Here is a 22,923-nt window from a genome sequence, read left to right as displayed (position 1 = left end):
GGATTGGCAGCCATGTACCATTCTAACAATATCCCTTCTTACCTGAGAAGCAATATCTTCTAATTCTTTGATTGTATGTTTCATTTAAAAAAATTTAGTTTGTACTGAATATTCCGAAAAAGTAGTTAAGTTCTGTAAAAAAATAGGCAGCGTAATTCTGGTGCCGAAATGTCTTACTTGATCGCTTTATAAAAGCTGATCATAAAAGAGAGAATTTTCAGTACCCTCTTAATGATCAGCTACTTTTATAACATTAATACCATTAATGCGCTGCTGTAATAGCTGACACACTACTCTTTACGTTTTTTTGCCAGAAGAAAAATATAACAAACAAAACGACCAGTATTCCAGGGAAAGCAATCATTTTCACTAAGGTATCCTGACCTGCGGCAAGTTCCAGCGCTCCTCCTTTTAAACCTAATGCTACATTTTCTGCTCTTGCTGAATCAATCCAACTTCCAATAAAGGGTTGAAAAATTGCAGTTGAGAACATCCCAACTCCTCCAACAATTGACATTCCTAAAGCACCGCTTAATGGAACACGTTGCGCAACTGCGCCAATCATAACCGGCCAGAAATAACATACCCCTAAGGCAAATATTACCGTGGCAACATATGCAAGCGGTCCTGTAACCACGCTGAACATGTAAATACCAATTGCTGCCAAGATCGCCGACATTAATAAAACACCGGTTTGGCCTAATGAATGAACAACCGGACCGGCAAAGAATCTACCTACTGCCATCAATCCGCTTGTAAGCGCAAGGATCAGCATTGGACTGGCACCGCTGTTACTCATAATCACACTCACCCACTGGTTAGGACCAAATTCGGTAATTGCTGTAAGGGCCATACAGATAAACAAGAATATAAAAACAGGGTTAAGCATTGCTTTAAGATTCTCCGCAATTGAAGTACTGCCATCCGCTCTGGGCTCTACAAATTTCTTTCCATAGAACAAAGCAGCATATATAACAGTTGGAATCATAGTAACCCACATCTGAGCCTGCCAGCCCATTCCAAAATCGGTCATAAATTTAGAGATAAGCGCTCCGATAAGGATTCCTCCAGGGAACCACATATGGAACCTACTTAGCATTTTATTCATTTTCGGACCCGCATATGCATCTGCAATCAAAGGATTACAAGCTGCTTCTGTACATCCGTTACCAAACCCTATAAAAAGTGTAGAAACAAGTAACCCTACATATCCCCCGGCATATATGGTCAATAATATACCAATAGTATGGGCTACAAATGCAGCCTTCATAATGTTTTTAGGCCCAAAAGTGTGGTAAACCAACCCACCAATGATCATAGAGATAGGAAATCCTAAAAAGAACATACTGTTAATAAATCCAAGCTGTTCTGCAGTCAGGTTAAATTGCGCTCCGAGCTGGGGTAAAATACCCGCCCTGATCGAGAAGGTAAAAGCTGTGGTGATAACAGCAAAGCAACTCCCGTTGAATAAGGCACTCTTGTTAATGTTTTCATTCATAATATAATGGTTATTTGATTTGATTTAACAGCAATATTAGTATTTGGTTAAACGAAATTAGTAAAATATTTAATCTAGGCAATCGATTGCTGTAAAATATTTACATCTATTTACGAGATTAAAAATTTGCACTATATAGATTCAAATAAGGCGCTGTCCTAACCGCTATCAATGCGCTGCGAAACAGCCGGACAAACTTATGGTAGTGCTTTTATTTGAATATGACGGTACTCCATCTGTCCGTGATCACCTTCCAATCCTATAGGACCATTGGCAGGAAGCTCAAGCGCATCCTCGAGCACCTCACCGTTGCATTCGCAATGCGCAATATTGTTCTTCACGGTCACAACAATCGTATTCCAGTCCTGTGGCCTGTAATTTTTCAAGTCTTTATAAGGTCCAGCCAACGTGTAATCACGGCATTGAAGCTGTGGCCCGCGTAGAAAAATGCCGCTGTCCGCATTTGGGGATGCTCGAAATTCTATCTTCAGGATAAAATTTCCAGGAAACTCCCGAAGCGTCCAGGCCTCCTGAATCTTCCGATCCACTCCTACCGGGTAGTTTACCGTAAGTATCCCATTCGCAGCAGTATAACGTCCGTCTGAAGACACTTTCTTTCCATCGAATTTTTCGGTTACTTCCCCATCCTTATTCCGGTAACCCCATCCTTGAAGTGTGGTCCCGTCAAACAGCTTCTGGAATCCTGCATCCGGTTTCCAATCTGTGGCTTTGAGTTTGGTTTTTTGAGTGCTTGTCGACGCTCCTGTTTGAGCATTTACATTCAGGCTGGTTGACAACAATCCAACTACGATCATAAAAGCGGGTGGGATCAGGCCCAGCTTAATTTTTAAATTGATGATTTTCCTGCTCATAATTTGTTTTTTTGGTTATGCTTAAATATTATTTAGTGTCCAACTAATTCAAATACCAATTCGAACACGAGGTAGCTTGATTACAAAAAGTGTAAAACTGGCTTATAGATTTATACGATCGGCATTTCTAACCGCTGAAATTAACCACAAGTAATCTATCTAAAGGTACAATTTAATAGGCCTTATTTTTCCGTGGAAATGGAACCTGTTATGCGAAAAAAGTCAAAATCAGCCGCGCCACCTATATTTTTTGTAGCGTAATTAAACAAAGCAAAACGATAGCCCATAAAATGTGGGAAGGTATAAGCCATTTTTAGTTGTGTGCCCAATGGTATCCACATTTTCCCGTCCAGGCTATAAAAAAAATCTGCTACGTCTTTTCTATTCGTAAAATTACATTCCGCCTTAAAGTATACTACTTTTTGGTTTAAGGGGATTTTTTGTGCTTCTACAGGTTTTCCGGTGCTTGCATTGATCATTATGACAGCTTTGGTATCCCCGGTTATTTTTACACCAGCCAACCCGTAATTTTTTTGCAGAAGACCCAAACCCGCAAAATCACCATCTTTCATTTTAGAAATGTCTAGCGAAACTGTCCCGGAGCATACAGGTCCAATAGTGCGTTGTGTCAATGAATTTCGTGCCATCTCGAAATCGGTGTCGATCCTGCCAGTGGTGAGTCGTAGATACCCTTTTCGCGCTGTAACAGACCACAAGCTATTATCCGGATTGTGGTTCCATTGCCAAGCCAGTGGCAAAGCACGTTCGTCTTTTTTACGGGTAAATTCGTCTGAAGCAACGATGCCTGGGATCAAACCTTTGCCGGCCGGCAGATCGAGTGTATCGGGCACTTTGCCGTCTGTGCCTAACACGGGCCATCCATCCTCCCACTTTACAGGAACCAAATACGGTATACGGCCCACCGAACCATAATCACGGAACAAATAAGAATACCAGGTCCCGTTTGGCGCTTCGACCAGCCCCCCTTGCGCCACACCCAGATCCTGGAGGCCAATTCGTCCTTCATACGGGCCGGTAATTTTATCTGCCCGGTGTATGATAACAGTGCGTATGCTGCCAGGTGGCCATGTAATATTGAAAAGATAATATTTGCCGTTTATCTTAAACAGCTGGGAGCCCTCCGGACCGAGGCCAGCGCCGCCCGAAGGCACGCTTGCCTTTTCAATGATAACCTGGTCCGTTCCGCCAGGCTTTATGTCCGAAAGGTCCTCTTTTAACTCAACTAACCTTAAATTTCCGCTCCCGCAAATCATATAAACCTTCCCGTCATCATCAAAAAACAAGGAGTGATCACCCAGATCGGGGGCAAATGACCTTGCTTTCCACGGCCCTTTTTCGATATTCCTGGTAGAATAGATATAAGTTTTGCCCGTGGTTTGCGCAAATGTGCTTACATAATAAGTGCCATTATGGAAACAAATAGAACTCGCCCACGAACCGGCCCCATATGCGTTTTTGCCATTTGTGAGATTTAATGCATCAACATTTGCTAAAGTATCATATGCATAATTCACCAGCTTCCAGTTCACCAGGTCGTTCGACTTCATAATCGGTACGCCGGGACTCATGTGCATCGTTGTGCTGCTCATGTAATAGCTATTGCCTACACGTACAATTGAAATATCTGGTACGTCTGCATAAATAAGGGGATTAGGCGCTTTTTGTGCATATAAACATGGCACTATAAGGGTAATAATTAAGGCTGTCATCCATAACCTGTAAATCGCATTTCTCATATTCTCATTGAGGTTTTTCATTCTAACCTGATTAAATGAATTTCCATTCATCAAACAAAAAATCCTCTCCATTAAATACAAAATAGATATTCTCTACTCCTTTATCTATTTTCAGTGCTATTTTCTTTGAGAGCGTAGTCCATTCCTTGGCATCACATATAATGGAAACAAGAGATGTACCTTTAAGATTATTTATATAAACATCAATTTTACCTTTTCCTCTCACCCTGGCTTCGAATTTGGCGGGAATCTGTTTGCTAAAATCGGCTCCCAGTATCATGAGACATTGTTTATCTGCTTTTCCTTTGGCAACCATATTGCCCGGACTACCGACAGCTTCGAACTGGACCTGCCCAGAAGTGCCTCCGGTGGTTTCTGCTTGCTGAAGAACGAATGGATTTAATGGGTTAAGTTGTAACGGACCTTTAAAAGTTGCTTTGCCCTTGCTGATATTCACATTTTCTTCATCCACCTGCATTTCTTCGATACCCACATTACGAAAACCACCCTTAGTGCCAAAATAATCCTGCAAATACATCGCATGGTAAGTAATATAATATTTCTCTTTAAACTTGAACAGGTGAGTGTGATTGTTTGTCCAAGGACCCAGGTTATCTTCGCCAGCATTCTTAAAGTAATTATCGCGATACTTCCAACTATCCGGACTTAAGGGTGTTTTACTCGTCATATAAGAAATGCCGCATTTGGTTGGTTTATCAATGTTGTTATAAGGCCATTCTGTACGCTCTTCCCAACTCGTATTATAGGTGTAAACCCAGGTTCCATTGATAAAGTTAAGGTCGCTTGCCTCAAAATAATAAGGGGCGGGTATCTTAGCAACATCGCTAGCCAAACTGATCATATCTGCTCCTAATTTGACGATTCTGGCATTATCTGGCATATATTTCGTTTTAGGCGTTCCGCCTCCAAAAGTCAGCCAGCCTGTACCTTGGTCATCAATAAGAACTCCGGGATCGAATGGAGCATCGACATCCAAACCAGGGACAGAATGGTCGACTATGTTCTTTCCCAATGGGTCGCTCCAGGGCCCAACGGGAGAGGTAGAAGTAAGCACGGCCGAGCCACCACCGCCATTGGAGTAATACAAATAGAAGTGTGTCTTACCATCTGCTTCCAGTCTCGACGTAATGGACGGCGCCCAGGAATTCGTACTCCATGGCGCCAGCTTTGCTGTATTTATGAGGCCATGATAAGTCCAGTTGACCATATCATCGGAAGACATCATAACCAGTGTGCGGATATATTGGTATCCATTTTTCCCATCCTTTCCTACATGCTCATACTGTTGATGATCATTTGTGGCATACACATAAATTCTTCCATTGTATTCTACAGCTGTTGGGTCGGCCGTAAACATAAAATCTAATAATGGATTCGCATGATTTGAGATAAGTTTCGGCGAAACATTTGCAAATTTTTCTTCCAGTTTTTCATTAATCACTCTCGGTTTATCTGCATTAGTCTGAGCTTCTGCATCTTTTTTACATCCCAAAAGAGAGAGCGCGAAAACTGTACTTAACAACACTTTTTTTCTAAACATGTTTTCTTATTTTACCTAAAAAACGGATACTCGTTAAAGGTTAATTTCAATTGATTAACTATTCTCTAAGCTACTGTAACAAATGAGGTTAACCCTTCCCCTGGACTGGCGAATGCTTAACCAATCTCAGGGAAGGGAAATAACCTTATGCTATAACTGACACTATACCATTACTTAGCTCCGGCAGTAATGGCATCTAACAAACGCTGGTCCTTCACCACATTATTAGCTCTGTCTAAAGTAAAACCTACCTCCCACCAAAATGGAAGAAGACCATGCACTTTAGCCTGTTTGGTCACATAAGTTGCCCAGTAATCCACAGACTTGTTGTGCATATCCAGATCCTTAGGAACAGGCTTGTCGAGGTTGGCTGTCCTCCTCCAGGATGCATATTCACCAAGCACCACAGGGATACCTTTATCAACAAACTTCTGTTTCATTTTTTGGAATTCATCAAGGATCTCATCTTCTTCTCCATAGGTGGCGTTGCGGTCTGGCTCAATAGTAGAATGATTCCCAGCTCCCCAGTAGTAAACCATTTTGCCCCAACTTACATCTCCATCCAATACTATGGTAAATGTAGCAGGCGTATAGTTATGTATCTCAACCATCAAACGATCAGGTACCGGGTCTTGAGGAAGCGTATTCATCAGGTCATAAGTTAAAGCACCATTAGTTGTAGGTCCCTGCACAACCAGCACCCGATAACTGTTCCTGCCTCCGGTAGCGCGAACTGCATTAATAAACGTCTGGTGGTAACTATTGAGTACGGACATCTCCTCTGCATTTTTAACCAAAGGTTCATTCGCGCCGGCAAATATAAGGTGCTCATCAAAATCACGCATGGCTGTAGCGATCTGCTCCCAAAGCGCCTTTTGCTTCGCATTAATGGAATCTTGCATTGTGGTATTGACATTATTTTCCAGCCAGCCATTATCCCCATGAGCATTCAGTATCACATACATATCATTAGCCACACACCATCCAACCACTTCTTTCACCCGGGCAAGCCACGCAGGGTCAATTTTCGCTTTTGCCGGATCGCTTAAATGACTCCAATTCCAGTTACAGGGAATCCGTACAGCATTGAAACCTATTTGTTTTACAAATTTCACATACGATTCGGTAATTTTACTATTCACCCATTCACCTTCGACTGGGGATTCCATGGTATTGCCAAAATTTATTCCCAAATGCATTTTTGCTGCCAGTTGCACAGCCGTGCTGCTCATACCGGTTGCATCGGGTGCTTGCGGCGAGATATTATATGTTGGATATAAATTACCTGTTTGTGTAATCTTAATCCTCCTCGCTTGGCCATTACGGGATGTAATCGTCACAATACCATAACGCGATGCACCGGTACCATTACCGGAAAATTTCAACCACAACTGTGTAGCACCTGCTTCGCCCACCGTGCGATCTGTCTCTATCCAGGGTGCCGTATCATTGATAGCTGCTGTCCATGCGTCGTTGGAGTTAATGGTCACTTCTGTACTATCACGTTCCGCCTGTGCTGTAACATCCAATGAAGAAACTACGAGCTCTGCTGTAACTTCCGACTTCTTACAGTATGAGAAGAAGAAGGCGATAACGATCAGGAAACCTAAAAATATCCTATGACTTCTATTTTTCACATTTATAATATTGTTCATTTTTGTTAGTTTATATTTTATCTTTTCACAACCCTCAAGTTGTCGAAGGCTTTTTTACCACCGGTCTTTTGAAAAAGTTATTTCAGCGTAGGTATTGTCAAAAACCTGATTTCTTTTAACTTCATTCCGGTAATTTTTCTTATTTGTGCGTAAGTGTTTATACTGAACAAGGGTACAGACAGAAATTGCTTATTTTTTCAGCATCTTTAGCTTACATTTTTAGAAACGCCCATTGCTGGTTACGTCCTCCAGAGTAGTCCCATTGATTAGCGCTGCCGCCGTTATTCAGCGAATATCCTGAAATTTCCAGCGCCTTCCCGCTATTTACATTGATCAATTTATAGTATCCGTTGTCAGTTGCTTGAATTGACCATTTTTGATTATTTCCGCCTGAATAATCCCACAAATCTGCCTGACCGCCGTTGGCTACTGACCAGCTATCGATCTCTAAACACTTTCCTGAGGCATGCATTGGCGTTAACCTGTAATAACCACTACCGGCATCTTCAACTTTAAATTGCTGATTTGCTCCGGCTAAATATTCCCATTGATCAGCCAATGTATGGTTAGCAGTGCCCCATCCGGCGAACTCTAGTGCTTTAAAACTATTTCTATTCATAACCTGATAGACACTTCCTACCTGAATCCCGGGCGACGCACCGTTTTGCTCCCCTTGCACAAGAGCGGCTAAACCTTGTTGATCACCCACAGTGTTTGTTTGCCTGTTCAAAATTGCCCCGGTGTCCCAATAAAATGGAAGAATACCGCGTGACAAAGCCTGGCGTGTAACCTGATTTAAAAAATATGCTCTGGAAACCTGATTGAGCGTCAGCGCATCACCTGTGAGCGACGACCGGGTATATGCTCCATATTCTCCCAAAACTACCGGAATGCCTTGGTCAACAAACTTTGTTTTCATCGATTGGAAATACGCGCTTAGGTCAGCCTCCTCTCCCGAGGTGGAATTTCGTGAAGGATCGGTGGTGGAATGATATCCCGATCCCCAGTAATAAAACATATTACCCCATGATTGGTCCGACGACATCAGACAAAATTGGTAAGGGGTATAGTAATGAACTTCAACCATTAGCCGATTGGCTACCTGGTCTGTAGGAAGCGTGTTCATCAGATTATTTGTTTTGTCAATATCTGTTGAGGGTCCCTGGACAACCAGCACTCTGTAACTGTTGCGTCCTCCAGTTGATCTAACCGCGTTGATAAACGTTTGATGATAAGAAAGCAGGACGTTCATCTGCGTGGCATCCTCTACGTTAGGTTCGTTTGCACTGGCAAAAATTAAGTGCTCGTCAAAACCCCGCATATGTGTTGCAATTTGCTCCCAAAAAGCTTTTTGTTTGGCGTTAACTGCATCTTGCTGGGCGGGGGTACAGTTGTTCTCCAGCCATCCGCCATCCCAATGTATATTTAATATCACATACATATCTTTGTTAACGCAGTACTGAATAACCTGCTTAACCCTGTTGAGCCATACTTGCTGAAGTTCTGCTGTACTACTGTTGGCCATATATTGATCCCAGGAGCAAGGGATCCGAATGGCATTGAAACCGCTTTTTTTGGCCAGATCGACGTATGCTTGGGTAACCAGAGGATTACCCCAGGCGGTTTCACCACCTGTCGCTTCGAGTGTGTTTCCTATGTTTAATCCTAATCGCATTTTTGCAGCGAGCTGCGCTGCTGTACTGGCCACTCCAGATTGATCCGGCGGAAGAGGTGAGGTGTTGTAGCTGGGATAGCTGGTGATGGTTAAAGCATTAATTGCTTTTGCAAGGGACTGTTTCTCGGCCGGACTTCCGAGTTCTTGCTTGTGGCACCTCGTAAACATAAGGATGACTACGATGCCGAAAAGATAATTTAGTGTTCTCATATAGGGATTATAATTGGTTTCTAGTAAAAAATCGATCAGCAGAGGGGCAATTTTTTGCCTGTTGTTCTGATTTTATATTGCGTCTGGATCTGCCAGCGGTGGTATTCGCCTTTGATTTGCTATAATTTCCTCAACCAGATATTGCGATAGCTGATCGGTTCACTTTTATCTCCATGGCTCTGCAATTTAATTGGTGAGGCGCCATGCTTTTTGTACGTTGGCTGGCCAATATAAGGCGTATCCCCTTTGAGTATGGTTGCATTCTGTACCAGAATGCCATTGTGAAAAACGGTCGCTACTGCCGGCGACTTTACAGAACCGTCCTCGCTAAAACGGGGAGCCGTCCAGGCGACATCATACGTCTGCCACTCTCCTGGTTTTAAACAAGCATTAACCATCGGTGGCGATTGTTTGTAAAGACTGCCTGCCTGCCCGTTTACGTAGGTTTTATTGTCGTAATTGTCCAGCACTTGCAACTCATACCCGCCAGCGCCCCAAGGAAGCGCAGCCAGAAATATACCGCTGTTGCCCCTACCCTGGCCGCTTCCGGTTATATTTTCAGGAATCCTGTATTCAATATGAAGCTGAAAGTCCATAAACTTCTCTTTTGTCTGGAGATCACCCACCGACTTATCTACTGTCATGATCCCATCAGATAACTGCCATTTTTTTGCTGAAGCAGCATCGCTGGAATTCACCCACTGATCCAGATCTTTCCCGTCAAAAAGAACTATGGCATCTGAGGGCGCTGCTCCGGACACCTTAGCCGGACTTACTTTTGCAGGCACAGGCGTCCATACTTCCGTATCTTCCGGCTTACCCGCCTGCTGTGCCTGAACTACCATCGCATGGGTTGCAAGTATCGCAACAATTAATATTGATCGTTTCATATTATTGGTTGATTTTCTTTAGCTATTGATGTATTACTTATTTATTGATTTGATCCAGGTCGCAATTTTGGTAACCTCATCTTTTGGAACATTTGTCATAGGCGGCATCGGCGTGGAATAATCCGGCCAGTGCTCCGGTTTAGGCGTATAAATCAGGCTTATTAATTCCTCGACCGAATATTTTTTGGCGGAGATTTCTTTAAAAGAGGGACCGACTTGTCGTTTATCCGGGTTGTGGCAGGCCAGACAGGTATTTTTAGCCAGCAGCCCTTTTACCTGTTCATAAGTTGGAATTTTCACTACTGATGTTTTTCCACCTGATGAAGACTTTTTGCTTTGTGCCGAAGGCAGCGTTTTAGTTGAGGCTGAATTTTTGGTACTTACTTCTGCAAGGCTAAGTGCTTTCCCTTCCGGAATATTATTTAAAGTATAATATGCTGTTGGATGTACCAGGCTGTAGTAATTTTCCTGGGAGCGAATGCCATCCAAAGTAATGTTGTGAATATATCCTTTGCGCAGGTTGGCTACGATAATTCTGGCAGTGAGGCCGTCAGCTGAAACGCGAACACCTTTGACACTACACTTCTGATTATTTACCGGCGGACTTCCATACACACTGTGGTATTTATAAATAAAGCTCTCCACTGAATAAGAAGCAAGATCTAAGGCGTATTTTTTATCAACAGGTTTGGTAAACTCTATTTCAAAACCATCCGGCATGGCCTTGATACTGAGCATTTCAAAAGGGATTTTATTGTTCCACACCAATCGCTGAATCCCCTCAGTGGCCTCACCGGCCGATCCCCATCCGCGGTTGGTCTCGCCTGCGAACAATGATCCATCCTTACCCCATGCCAGGCGCACGATACCTGATTGAAACCCACTTCTAAAAGGCCATGCGGCTCCCTGGTACTCACCGTTTACCTTTTCCATAAACACGCGGCTAACCATGCTCTGCCCCTGATCGCCCACCAAAAGCTGACCAGCGAAAGGGCCAAAGGAGCCTGGAGGAATTTTTACAATCTCAGAATTTGAAATACCCAGGATTCCGTGAGGCAGCCACACTGAGGGTATTTGGAGTTCAGGAAAGTTCTTCTTCATATCAAGCTCTGTTACCACCTTTGCGTTCACATCGTTCTCTGGCTTTACACTGTTTCCCTTGCTGTCGTAAATTATCTTTGTTTCATTCTTAGCAAAGAACTGTTCTGTGGTAAGTTTTATTGGAGACTGTGGCAGGTTAGCCCACACCAAGCTGGATGGGTGCCCCATAAACGCACCTTTTTTCACTTGCATGATACTTCCAGAGCCAACCCAATCGCCCTGATTATCAGTGTAGAAAAGCTGATCATCAATCATACTAATTCCGCAAGGCGAGCGCATACCTGCAGCCCAGGGCTCTACGCTTCCATCTTCAAAAATATGGAGTGCCCAGCCCCTCCATGGAACCATACTTGTCGGATTCCACCAGGTTGGTGGAAATCCAAGATTCAGGGTTACAAAAAAAGATCCATCGGCAGCTAGCTTAGGGCCAAAACTGTACTCATGGTAATTTCCTGACAATGGCCAGGCGTATATGGTTTCAAAATCATCGGCCACTCCATCATTGTCTGTATCTGTCATTTTAGTAAGTTCACCTCGCTGAACACAATAAAACGATCCATTTTTATAGGCAAGTCCAAGCACTTCATGAAGGCCTGAAGCAAATTTTTGAAATGTTGGTTTCAGTGAAGAAGGGTTTTTAACGATGAAAACATCCCCCCTCCTGGTAGTTACGCCCAAATCTCCGTTAGGCAATGTACAGAGTCCGCCTACTTCGAGGATTGCTCCTTCAGGAGCGGGCACTTTCATGATCTTAAAATAATCATCTTCCTTTGGCGATTCTGCCTGGGCAAAGCATGTTATTGACATTAGTATAGATGTCATTATCAACATGCACGATACACCGTTTTTATAATTTAAAAAAAAATTCATCGGGTTATGGGTTAAAAAGAATAGAGTAAACGACCTTACTTTTGAATGGAACCAGGAGCTCCTGAGTTCCTTGTATTGTTCTGATGATGGGCCTCAATGCGGCTTCATCTGCAACAGAAATGGAATAAGCTTGATCTGCAATAACATATTTACCATCTTTCTGTTCGATGACGTTTGCTTTGGCGAGACACAGGTATAAGTCATTGGCACGTCCCTCCAGTTCAATTTCACGCCGAATGCCCTGGCCACCATCAATGACCCTGGTCGCATCCTTAACACTCAATCCGTATGTCCGGTACTTAAATACCGGCAGACCTGATGCATCAAGCGTATAACCCTTCGGTTTGAAGCCTGAGCCGACTGTGTCTTTTTTTAATTCACTTTGTAGTGTTGCTAACCGCTGAATTTGTGGTGTGGTATCACCGATCTGGATTGCCTTTCCGAGTGGCCGCGAAGAACCATCTCCCCTATCATGCCACATTGGTGTTGCATTCAGAAATCCCCCTTTCCACAATAACACTAATTGGCCGTTGTCGGCGTCGTAAGTATAATGTACTTGCATCGGACTACCTATGCTGATGGCATGCGTAACCCGTTTACCCCCATCAAGATCGATAAAACTCCGGAGTAGGATATTGCGTTCTGCCTTAATGATTATTGGCTCAACTTTGGTTTCCTGTGCAACAACTGGCGTGCCCATTAGGAAACAAAAGGCTGATGCACCGGCAACGAAAAAATAAGAATATAAATTCATGCTTATCTGTATAATATTTGGTTAATTAAGTGTGTTGGTTTCGTATACCCGTTTCTTTCCCTGTATGGCGGCGCACTATTTAACAGCGATCTTCAGCTTTTGAGAAATATTGCCTGAGGAATTTCCCAGTTGCAGAACAAAGTCTCCTGCCTCAATGTTCCAATCCTTTTTCCCCTCGTCATAGAAAGCAAAATCAGCAACTTTCACGTCCAATTCAACAGTTTTCGTTTCTCCGGGTTGCAGGAACACTTTCTCAAAGGCTTTCAGCTCTTTAACCGGGCGCGGCACCGCGGATACCGGATCATTTACATACAATTGAGCAACTTCGGCACCATAGCGTGCGCCTGTATTCTTTACACTGAATTTTACCCTGATTACATCGTCTTTGCTATAAGTTAATTTATCGGCAGAAAGAGGTCCTAAGTCAAAACTGGTATAAGAAAGCCCAAACCCAAAGGAAAATTGAGGCGCTATTTTTTTAGTATCAAACCAGCGATATCCTACCAGAATGTCTTCCTTATAATACTGATTAACACTGTCGCCGGGATAAGAGATTTTACCATAAAAATGTGCCGCATTGTCTTCCAGTTTTTTCGGAAACGAGAAGGGTAGCTTGCCCGATGGGTTTACCTCACCCGAGATCACATCGGCCAATGCATTTCCGGCTTCAGAGCCAAGATACCATCCCTGCATAAGGGCAGGTACTTTATTTATCCATGGCATTGACACTGCGTTACCGCTAAGCAGCACTACAGCCGTATTTTTGTTAACTTTCAACAACGCATCAATCAGTTTATCCTGACCAAAAGGAAGGCTTAACGATTGACGGTCTCCACCCTCACAATCCTGAAAATGATTTTTATTTAGCCCTCCGACAAAGAATACGATATCGGCATGCTTTGCAACATCGATGGCAGCAGCAATCAGCGAATCTGCGTTTAGCTTCGAAGGCTCTTCACGTCCGTATAGCGCCGGTCCGGATGCATAACCAAGGCTGTAAACAATATGATCTTTTCCGTATTTAGCCGTCAAACCCTCTAATGGTGATTGCTCATAGGCCACCTTGAGTGATGATGACCCGCCACCGACTACCAGACTGCGATTGGCATTTTCTCCGATCACGGCAATCTTTTTGTATTTACCTGCAGGAACCGGAAAAAATTGCTGTTCATTCTTCAACAGCACGATTCCCTCCTGAGCAATCTTACGAGCAGCTTCGCTGTGCTGGGGAGAAACGAAACGGCCAAAGGGCCTGTTGGCGCTCATGGTGGTCCGGAAGATTAAACGCAGTATACGACGAGCTTTATCATTCAGCAAGACTATGTCATACTTTCCTTCTTTAATTCCTTTAAGGAAGGGATTGGCCAGATAGTAATCTGAATAGGGGAACTTGCCCTTGGTTGTTAAACCATCGGTATAGGTACCCATTTCCAGATCCAGCCCATTCTTAACGGCCTGATCAGTATCATGAACACCGCCCCAGTCACTAATTACAACCCCATCAAATTTCCAATCGCCTTTTAGTATTTTATTCAAAAGCAAGTCATTATGGCAACAGTGCTGACCTCTGAATTGATTGTATGCCCCCATGATCGACCATACTTTCGCTTCCTGCACTGCTGCCTTGAAAGCAGGTAGATAAATTTCGTTAAGGGCCCTGTCGCTTAGATCAACATTGATATGGCCACGCCACTCTTCCTGATTGTTCAGTGCAAAATGTTTTACGCATGCCGCTACGCCAATGGACTGCACTCCCTGTATATAAGGCACCACCATACGGGAACTGAGGTAGGGATCTTCACCCAGATATTCAAAATTCCGACCATTCAATGGTGTCCGGTAAATGTTTACACCGGGTCCTAATAACACTGTTTTATTACGGTAACGCGCTTCTTCTCCGATGGATTTGCCATAAAGCAAAGATAATTTAGGATTGAACGTAGCCGACAGACAAGTGAGTGCAGGAAAAGCTGTACAAGAATCGTTTGTCCAATTTGCTCCACCCCATTCATCCCACAATACTTCCTCCCGGATTCCGTGCGGGCCATCATCAGTCCAAACTTCAGGGATTCCAAGACGAGGCACCCCTTTTGAACTGAATTTAGACTGGGCATAGCAAAGGGACACTTTTTCTTCAGTAGTCATCAGCGAAAGTGCACTTTCAACCCGCTCTTCTATGGGCTTGCTTGCGTCAAGGTAAATTGGCTGTTTCTGTTGCGCATTAACCAATAACGAGGCGCCTATTGCTGCGACAGCTAAAAATATTGATTTCATTAAGTTTATATTCTTTTGGTTTCAATTTCCGTTTCTTTCAAATCAGATGCTCATCACAGTTTTACAATAGATTTAAAAGTCGGCGTATAGCTTCCGGATTTTACCACGCAAACCTACAATCCGGTATGTTGATCATAGAGCAGTAATGTTAAAGAAGTAAGAAGAAATGTTAACCTAACGACAAGAGGTTCGGAAAAATTTGCTAGTCAGAAACGCCGTTTTAAATAGCCAAAGACAAGATAATCTATCTCCTAAGCACTCGAATCTCTTTTTTCTGCTATGTATTCGGAAGGGAGCACATTGTATTTTGCTTTGAAAGACTTGGCAAAATAATTAGGGGTGCTAAAGCCCACCATATAGCAAATCTCCGCAATAGTCTTATCGCTTTTTTCTAATAATACGGCAGCCTTCTCCAGCTTAGCTGACCTGATAAAGTCTACTGGAGTCTTACCCGTTACTTTCAAAGATTTTTTGTACAGAGATACTCTGCTCATGGCCATATGCTTGCTCAGGTCCTCAACCGATAGCTGAGAGTTGTGAAGATTTTCTTCAATGTAAAGCAGTGCAGCATTAAGGAATTTAGCATCATCCGATTCTATTTCCATTTCCGGAGAGGCCATGCTAATTTGCCTGGTATAGGTTTTTTTAAAGGTCTGCTGCAGCGTAAGCAGGTTCCTGATTTTGGAGTGTAAAATCTCGAAATTAAAAGGTTTGGTCATGTAATCGTTTGCTCCTGTGTCTAAACCTTTAATCTGCTCTTCTTCAGCAGTCAATGCCGTTAATAAAATAATTGGAATATGCTTTGTTCTCCCGTCGGATTTTAACTTTTCGCACAATTCATTACCATTCATTTCAGGCATACTTATATCAGAAACAATTAAATGTGGATGCAGCGCAAGTGCCTTTTGCCATCCTTCTTTACCATTTGAGGCTTCTTCTATCTTATAAAAAATCTTCAAGTTATCTTTAAGGTAAAACCTGAAATCCTCATTATCTTCAACCAACAAAATAACAGGTGCATTTTTTGTACGCAGACGTTTGTCAGTCGACTCTTTTTCCTCCTTATCTGATTTCCTGTTGGCCAAATCAGTATTGTCAGAATGATCTTTTTGCTGCTGCTCTGAAAGTGCCGCACATGCAAGATTTAGGCATACGGTAAAACAACTACCCAAACCAGGCTCACTTTCTACCCTGATTTCACCACCGTGCATCTTCACAAACTCTTTTGTAATGGAGAGGCCAATTCCCGATCCCTGGTTAAGAATAGAGGCGGAAGTTTCATTTTGAAAAAAACGCTCAAAGATCTTTTCCAGTTTCTCTTTTGGAATACCAATTCCTGAATCTGACACTTTTAACTCCAATACAACCTTTCCATTCTCTGTTCGACTCGGCAGTGTTTGTAATTCGACACTTACGTTCCCCCCGGAAGGCGTAAATTTAAACGCATTCGAAAGCAAGTTGAACAGTATCCGCTCCACCTTATCCTGATCATAAGACGCGTATAAATTGTCAATAGCGCTTTTGAAAGTTAATTTGATCTGCTTACGTTCTGCCAGATCATAAAAGGAATCAGTCACCTCTTTAATAAAGGACACGATTTCGCCATCACTCATATTTAACTGCAATTCCCGCTCTTCCATTTTACGAAAATCGAGCAGTTGATTTACCAGGTTCAGTAGACGTTTTGCATTTCTTTTTATCATGGTCAGCTGCCCATGCCGCTCCTGCTCTTTGGCTTCAACTAAAAGCTTGTCGACAGGAGCCAGAATTAAGGAAATGGGGGTTCTGAATTCATGGCTCAAATTGGTTAAAAATTTAATTTTCAATAGATCAAGCTCCCGCAACCTTTCCGCTGCCTTACGATCCTGCTCACGCAATTGCCTGGCCTGAATTCTTTCCTGTACCAAAGCAAATTCCCGCCTTAACTTACGGATTCCCCTGCTTCGGATAACCAGCAGCAGCAACCCGATTGCCAAAACATATAGCATATATGCCCAGGTTGTGCGCCAGAAGGGAGGCAAAATCGTAATTTTCAGTTGCGACTCCGCTAAGGGTACAGCATCATTTTCATTAAAAGCCTTTACGTGAAAAATATACTCTCCAGGGTCCAGATTGGTAAAAGTAGCTTTGCGTATGTCAGAAGGAACGGTAAGCCAACGCTCATCAAATCCTTCCAAATTATATTTATAGGTTATTTTTTGGGGAGTGAAATAATTGAGCAACGCAAATTGAAGTGAAAAAATATTTTCTTTATAGGTCAGGGTTAAATTCCTGAGTGCCGTGATTGCTTCAGGCAGAATGGTACGTCCGTTTACATTTTCGCCGACATGCACTTTATGGTAAAACACCTCTAATTCAGTCATGACCAGGGCAGAAGGAAACTGGGTGTTTTGGATTTGGCTTGCTCTGAAAATATTGAAACCATTTGGCCCTCCAAAAATCAATTCACCGGATTTCATTTTATATGCGGTATTGAAATTAAACTGGGTGCCTTGCAGCCCATCAGACTTGTTGTATTTGCTGTATTGGAATTTATAGCTTTTTCCTTCAGCAATTACAGAAATCTTGTAAAGTCCTTTTCGGGAACCATACCAAATTTGATGCTGCTCATCTTCAAGAAGTGCAAAGACAGTATTCTCTGGCAAACCAATATCCTCACTTAGGTTATTAAAGCTCCCTGTTGTGGGGTTATATATGCTTATACCTTCCCTTGTACCAATCCAGATCCACCCTCTCCCATCTTCTATAATTGAACTTACATCGTTCTGTATCAGACTATTTTCATCCTTACTGTCATTTTGTAATTGTTTAAATTTCGCAGTTTTATGATCCAGGATATTGACCCCCGCTGTCGTCCCAATCCAGATATTTTTGTTTTTATCTTCATATATGCAGGAAATTCCATAAGCGTTCAAGGTATTTTTCACTGATGGATTAAAATGTTTAAATTTTTCGGTGCTCCGGTCAAACAAATCTAATCCACCAGTTAAAGTGCCCACCCAAAGCCTGTTGTAAGAATCTTCCAATAATGCATAAATTCGATTATCTGACAGGCTGGAGGGGTCTTTTGTATGTTTGAAATGCGTAAACTTCCGTCCGTCAAATGAATTAAGCCCGCCTAAAAAAGTTCCGATCCACAAAACACCCGAATGATCCATACAGAGGCTGACCACAATATCATTACTTAAGGAGTTGTCATTTTCCGGGTCATTACGGTAAGTTTTAATCTCGCCAGTACTCCTGTTCAAATGTATTAAACCAGAGCCATTTGTTCCAATCCATAAATTGCCATTCTTATCTTCTGCGAAGGCATTCACATCCTTCTGTAGGGAGTTATTGTTGGTTAAATACTGATTTCCGGGAAATTTATAGATGCTTTTATGATAGTAATAGATTCCTTTTTTAGAGGTACCAATCCAGATAATACCGTTATTATCCTTATACAAAGAAGCTATGCTGTTGTCATTTAAAGCTCGCAGGTCATCTTCTCTACTTAAAATATAAGTGAATGTATTGGTCTGCTTGTCTAAGATATTAATTCCTCCATGATCTGTTCCTATCCAGATCTTCCCCTCATCTCCTTCCAAAACATAACTGACATTCTTAGAGCTTAGCCCCGAATGATCTTGTTTTTTTCCAAAATAGTGAAATTTGTTACTTGCTACATTAAGGTAATACAGTCCAAAAAGATCACCCGGACTATAAATAAAAATATTGCCTTCAGCATCAAGACTGAGTCTGACATTGAAATTATTCCCTTGTTCCCCCAGATGTTTGTTAACATCAAAATACCTGCTTGTTACCTTTTGCTGTTTTAAGTTAAACTTCTCCAGTATGCCATTGACATAGATAACCCATAAATTACCTTTTAAATCATCGACAAAATCACTGATCAGATCAGAAGACAGCGCATTCACTGCGCCACTTTTAGGGGCATAACTGGTGCTCGCATCAGTTATGGCATCGTAACAAAAAATGCCTTGGTTTTCAATGTAAAAATAGAATTTTCCCCTATTATTGGTTTTTATCTCCCTGAGGTACCCGCCAGGAATTTTATATTTTTCAAAGAGTTTATTCTGAAAACGCTCAAATTTTTCTGTTAAGGGATTATATATGCTGAAGCCACGATTGGATTTAATCCATAATTCTTTCCCGGGGCCCCCAAATATTTGGACAATATAGCCATCAGGTAAGCTTGTGCTGTCCTTCGAATTGTGCTGAAATGTTTTGAATTCATGTCCATCATAACGGCTCAGGCCGGCGGTGGTTCCAAACCACATAAATCCTTTTTGATCTTTATATATTGCATTGACCTGGTTGTCAGATAAACCATTAGAAATATCCAAATGGGAAAACTGGTAGACGTTTTCCTGTGCAAAAAGAGAATTACACAGCAAGAATGCACTGATCAGGGCTAAAAACCGAAACATATATTATTCTATTAAATTCTTTAGTCATTCTCCGGAATCCAGGAACAATTAAAGTTAAAAACCCAAACAGGTTATGATTGGTTGCGTAACATTGGTATAGCTAAGCTACACTTAAATCTAGGATTTTTTTCAACAACCTTCGTCTAAATCGTTAGTGAATGGGTTGTTAATACTTGGCGGCTGTTACTAAAGTTTAAACGCCAGCTATAGCAAAAGGCTATAAGCGACGTTTCAGAGCGTGCATATTGCAAATTCGATAAAAATCCTATTCCCGGTCTTTTCCATTTAAATCCATTCTCCACCTAAAATATTGATCTAGTACCTGAAGTGACTTTTCGTCGGGAACGGTCCCTACATGAGGTGTCTGCTGGAAATACATCACTCCCGGCCGGTCCGTTGTATACGCGGGCCATAGGGGAAGTTCCTTGCCATTGGGATTTCCGTATTTTACAAAGTTGATCCAGTAATCCCCCATCGCGGCTGAAATTCTCAAATCTGATTCGGACGTTTTCGGGTTCGAAGGATCGATATGCTGAAAAACATAGGAAACATCCTGTGCATGAGGGGAGCCGTGTCCATATTCAGGAGTGCCTTCGGGATAATTTGGATGCTGATCAAAAAAATAATAAAATACTTTCGATCTCCCCGTTTTTGACTGGAGCCGGGCCCATGTCCAGCTATGCCATCCAAAAGCAGCATCCCTTGATAAATTCCTTGCAGAGCGTGTAACAGAATTCTCGCCTACCGGATAGGCCTTAATCAAATCATTAGCAAATTTCCCGTAACGTGCTTTTACCCCATCAATATATTCTTTAGGGTTTGCTCCAGGCGAAAAGCTCAGTCCTTCATCAGAATTGTATCCAATAAGTACTGGCACATCATTGTATTTGTTTGCTTCGTATAGTTTATATTGAACATCAGGAATCACATGGCCATCTATAATGGGCCATGAACTGCCAACACCCCAACCCATGGGGAGTTTGTCGGCTTCCATCTTTCTAAGTTCTTCTATGGAGGAAGCACCTGCTTTTGCTGCATAACCTAATCCGTCATTCTCCGCTTCCTGAAGGGCTTTCATATTTTCACCCGGATATGTTTTAATACCGGCAGGACCAAAGGATCCACCACTTTGCGAGATGGCACTCCGGAAAAGACCTTTAGCAAGTGGAGAAGCGCACAGCATACTCACTGAGATTCCTCCCGCAGATTCGCCAAAAATGGTTACTTTTTTGGGATCGCCACCAAAAGCAGCAATGTTCTTCTGCACCCATTTTAGCCCTGAGATCTGGTCTAGCAAACCATAGTTTCCCGAGGTGTGGTCAGTTCCCTCCCCGGTTAATTCCGGATGCGCCAAAAAACCAAGTGGGCCTACCCGATAGGCAATACTGACAAAAATCACCCCCTTTTGTGCCAGTTTCTGACCATCATACCACGGTTCGGCGGTTGATCCGGAACCGAACCCTCCCCCATAGATCCATACCATAACAGGTAAATTCTCTTTATTTGATTTTGCGGGGCTCCATACATTTAGGTATAAGCAGTCCTCGCTTTTACCTGCAGCCGGGTTACCTCCTTGCATCGGTGAGGCAGCAAAATGAGCAACCTGCTTTACTCCATCCCACTTTACTACTGGTTGTGGGGCTTTCCACCGTAATGAGCCAACTGGCGGAGCCGCAAAAGGAATTCCACGGAATATACTTAGATTATTTTCTGATGTCCCCTGTATCCTGCCCCCTTCAACGTTTAAATGAACAGACAATTGAGCATGGCCTGTTAGGGCTGTGAATACCATCACCACGGCTATAACTGCACTATTTTTCCGTATCCTCATAAATTATTTATAAATCTAGTGGCGTAAATTTAAAATTTTTAAACGTTACACTTCCTTCACCTATCGCACACAAGCCAATTCTTAGGCTTAAAAATCCACTCAGCACGTTATGATGTATGGCAGAGACCTCAAGCGAAGTTTCTATTTTATTCCATTTAATGCCGTCTGTACTATAATACATATTTACCGTATTATTAATATTTTTAAGTCGAAGGAATACATGATTTTTTATAACGCTCTTTTCAGTTTGAAACTGCCAGCCACGTAAATTGGCAAATATGTTTTTATCGTCGGCCAGAATCCCTGAATAGGTATTGTTGTTGTAAAAAAGGACTAAACCACCTGTTGCTTTTCCTTCTATTAATAATTCCACGTCTGCCGTATATGAATGACCTGATGGAATACACAATAAGGGCGAGCTACCGGCTACATTATTTCCTTTTCCCTTAATGGATAGACCATTGTCAGATAAGTTAAACCTGCTGGTATCCAATCCTTCGAAAAATTCCCATTGAGGCTGTAATTTATTGCCTTTAAAATTATCATTCAATGTAAAGTCAGTTTTAAAGGGATCTAAATTTGGTTTCCTGATAGGTTTACTATCTACTATATCATCCGGCACTTTGTACCAGCCATCTTTTGTCCATTCTACCGGCAGCAATAAAGTCTGACGACCTTTATTGTAGAAGCCATCTTCATAAGCATGAAATACCATCCACCAGTTTCCTTTAGCATCGTCGAATAGCGTACCATGCCCTTTAGACTTCCATTTCTCAGACTGCTTTGTTGTTCTGATAATCGGATTATAAGGAGAATTTTCCCACGGGCCAGATAGGGATTTTGATCGTGCGGAAATGACCATATGACCTGTAGCAGGACCCGCCGTTCCCCCTTCAGCTACAGTAAGATAATAGTATTCCCCTCTTTTTATCAACTTGGGACCTTCCAGACAAAAGCATTCAATAGTCCAGTCTTTGGGTATAGGCCAACCGTTGTAAGAACTTTTTTGATTTCCTGTAATAGAAAGACCGTCATCTGACAAGGGCACAAATCCCCCGTTACTGAAAAACAAATACCTTTTGCCATGTTCGTCAGTTATATGGCCAGGGTCAATGTTGCCGATTTTAAGGTCAACCGGATCACTCCACTTCCCATCGACCGAATCCGCCGTTACCACGTAGTTGGTCCCGTTTGCCGGAAAATAGATGTAGAACTTATTTTTATACTTCACCAAATCGGGAGCATACACCGAGCCTACGTATTTATGCAGGGCATGGGTCAGTGGTTTCCAGTTGATCAGGTCTTTTGAATGCCAGATCAATAAACCTGGGTAGTATTCAAAAGAGGAATGGACCATATAAAAATTATCGCCATCACGTAATATGCTGGGATCAGGATAATCTCCTGCAAAAATGGGGTTCAAATAAAAGCCGGCGCCTTTTTCATTAGGTTGGGTCTGATGCTGTGCTTTTGCAAAAAAGCTGAACTGAATCAGCAAAATAGTTATTAATAGTTTGTTCATATTAAATTGTACTCAGGGTTTCC

13 protein-coding genes are annotated in these 22,923 nt (G+C 42.4%); all 13 read right to left on the bottom strand.

Annotated elements, in window-relative coordinates:
• Window positions 1-262: 262 nt before the first annotated feature.
• The gene (locus AC6CH7_RS24290) at window positions 263-1,498 is read right to left on the bottom strand and encodes an MFS transporter (RefSeq protein WP_498265175.1); all 1,236 of its coding nucleotides are present in this window, start codon (window positions 1,496-1,498) and stop codon (window positions 263-265) included.
• Between the two features lie 197 nt (window positions 1,499-1,695).
• On the bottom strand, window positions 1,696-2,370 hold the full coding sequence (locus tag AC6CH7_RS24285) for a 3-keto-disaccharide hydrolase (protein ID WP_498265174.1): 675 nt from the start codon (window positions 2,368-2,370) through the stop codon (window positions 1,696-1,698).
• A gap of 182 nt (window positions 2,371-2,552) precedes the next feature.
• Complete coding sequence (locus tag AC6CH7_RS24280; protein ID WP_498265173.1) at window positions 2,553-4,148, bottom strand: glycoside hydrolase family 43 protein; 1,596 nt, start codon at window positions 4,146-4,148, stop codon at window positions 2,553-2,555.
• A 10-nt stretch (window positions 4,149-4,158) separates the two neighbouring features.
• Complete coding sequence (locus tag AC6CH7_RS24275) at window positions 4,159-5,688, bottom strand: glycoside hydrolase family 43 protein (protein ID WP_498265172.1); 1,530 nt, start codon at window positions 5,686-5,688, stop codon at window positions 4,159-4,161.
• A gap of 170 nt (window positions 5,689-5,858) precedes the next feature.
• Window positions 5,859-7,343: a cellulase family glycosylhydrolase gene (locus tag AC6CH7_RS24270; protein WP_498265171.1), complete on the bottom strand. Its 1,485-nt coding sequence runs from the start codon at window positions 7,341-7,343 to the stop codon at window positions 5,859-5,861.
• A 211-nt stretch (window positions 7,344-7,554) separates the two neighbouring features.
• On the bottom strand, window positions 7,555-9,228 hold the full coding sequence (locus AC6CH7_RS24265) for a cellulase family glycosylhydrolase (protein ID WP_498265170.1): 1,674 nt from the start codon (window positions 9,226-9,228) through the stop codon (window positions 7,555-7,557).
• Between the two features lie 119 nt (window positions 9,229-9,347).
• Window positions 9,348-10,118, bottom strand: coding sequence for a 3-keto-disaccharide hydrolase (locus tag AC6CH7_RS24260; protein ID WP_498265169.1), 771 nt, complete (start codon window positions 10,116-10,118; stop codon window positions 9,348-9,350).
• Between the two features lie 33 nt (window positions 10,119-10,151).
• Window positions 10,152-12,026, bottom strand: coding sequence for a c-type cytochrome (locus AC6CH7_RS24255; RefSeq protein ID WP_498265168.1), 1,875 nt, complete (start codon window positions 12,024-12,026; stop codon window positions 10,152-10,154).
• Window positions 12,027-12,093: 67 nt separating this feature from the next.
• Window positions 12,094-12,843: a hypothetical protein gene (locus AC6CH7_RS24250; protein WP_498265167.1), complete on the bottom strand. Its 750-nt coding sequence runs from the start codon at window positions 12,841-12,843 to the stop codon at window positions 12,094-12,096.
• Between the two features lie 75 nt (window positions 12,844-12,918).
• Window positions 12,919-15,117, bottom strand: a complete 2,199-nt coding sequence (locus tag AC6CH7_RS24245; RefSeq protein ID WP_498265166.1) for a beta-glucosidase family protein — start codon at window positions 15,115-15,117, stop codon at window positions 12,919-12,921.
• A 251-nt stretch (window positions 15,118-15,368) separates the two neighbouring features.
• Window positions 15,369-19,547, bottom strand: coding sequence for a two-component regulator propeller domain-containing protein (locus tag AC6CH7_RS24240; RefSeq protein ID WP_498265165.1), 4,179 nt, complete (start codon window positions 19,545-19,547; stop codon window positions 15,369-15,371).
• 265 nt (window positions 19,548-19,812) lie between these two features.
• A complete protein-coding gene (locus AC6CH7_RS24235) occupies window positions 19,813-21,378 on the bottom strand; it encodes a carboxylesterase/lipase family protein (protein ID WP_498265164.1) in 1,566 nt (521 codons plus the stop codon).
• A 7-nt stretch (window positions 21,379-21,385) separates the two neighbouring features.
• Entirely contained in the window at window positions 21,386-22,900 is a 1,515-nt protein-coding gene (locus tag AC6CH7_RS24230) for a family 43 glycosylhydrolase (protein WP_498265163.1), read from the bottom strand.
• Window positions 22,901-22,923 lie beyond the last annotated feature (23 nt).

Source organism: Pedobacter sp. GQ55 (genome assembly GCF_059758925.1).
Note: the sequence above shows the minus strand (reverse complement) of the source record. Positions and strands in the feature narration are given on the sequence as shown.

What these genes read in the sequence shown, in the direction of transcription:
- AC6CH7_RS24245 (WP_498265166.1), bottom strand. Translation starts at nt 15,117, where the DNA reads ATGAAATCAATATTTTTAGCTGTCGCAGCAATAGGCGCCTCGTTATTG.
- AC6CH7_RS24255 (WP_498265168.1), bottom strand. Translation starts at nt 12,026, where the DNA reads ATGTCAATAACATGCTTTGCCCAGGCAGAATCGCCAAAGGAAGATGAT.
- AC6CH7_RS24235 (WP_498265164.1), bottom strand. Translation starts at nt 21,378, where the DNA reads ATGAGGATACGGAAAAATAGTGCAGTTATAGCCGTGGTGATGGTATTC.
- AC6CH7_RS24290 (WP_498265175.1), bottom strand. Translation starts at nt 1,498, where the DNA reads ATGAATGAAAACATTAACAAGAGTGCCTTATTCAACGGGAGTTGCTTT.
- AC6CH7_RS24275 (WP_498265172.1), bottom strand. Translation starts at nt 5,688, where the DNA reads ATGTTTAGAAAAAAAGTGTTGTTAAGTACAGTTTTCGCGCTCTCTCTT.
- AC6CH7_RS24250 (WP_498265167.1), bottom strand. Translation starts at nt 12,843, where the DNA reads ATGAATTTATATTCTTATTTTTTCGTTGCCGGTGCATCAGCCTTTTGT.
- AC6CH7_RS24270 (WP_498265171.1), bottom strand. Translation starts at nt 7,343, where the DNA reads ATGAACAATATTATAAATGTGAAAAATAGAAGTCATAGGATATTTTTA.
- AC6CH7_RS24260 (WP_498265169.1), bottom strand. Translation starts at nt 10,118, where the DNA reads ATGAAACGATCAATATTAATTGTTGCGATACTTGCAACCCATGCGATG.
- AC6CH7_RS24280 (WP_498265173.1), bottom strand. Translation starts at nt 4,148, where the DNA reads ATGAAAAACCTCAATGAGAATATGAGAAATGCGATTTACAGGTTATGG.
- AC6CH7_RS24265 (WP_498265170.1), bottom strand. Translation starts at nt 9,228, where the DNA reads ATGAGAACACTAAATTATCTTTTCGGCATCGTAGTCATCCTTATGTTT.
- AC6CH7_RS24240 (WP_498265165.1), bottom strand. Translation starts at nt 19,547, where the DNA reads ATGTTTCGGTTTTTAGCCCTGATCAGTGCATTCTTGCTGTGTAATTCT.
- AC6CH7_RS24230 (WP_498265163.1), bottom strand. Translation starts at nt 22,900, where the DNA reads ATGAACAAACTATTAATAACTATTTTGCTGATTCAGTTCAGCTTTTTT.
- AC6CH7_RS24285 (WP_498265174.1), bottom strand. Translation starts at nt 2,370, where the DNA reads ATGAGCAGGAAAATCATCAATTTAAAAATTAAGCTGGGCCTGATCCCA.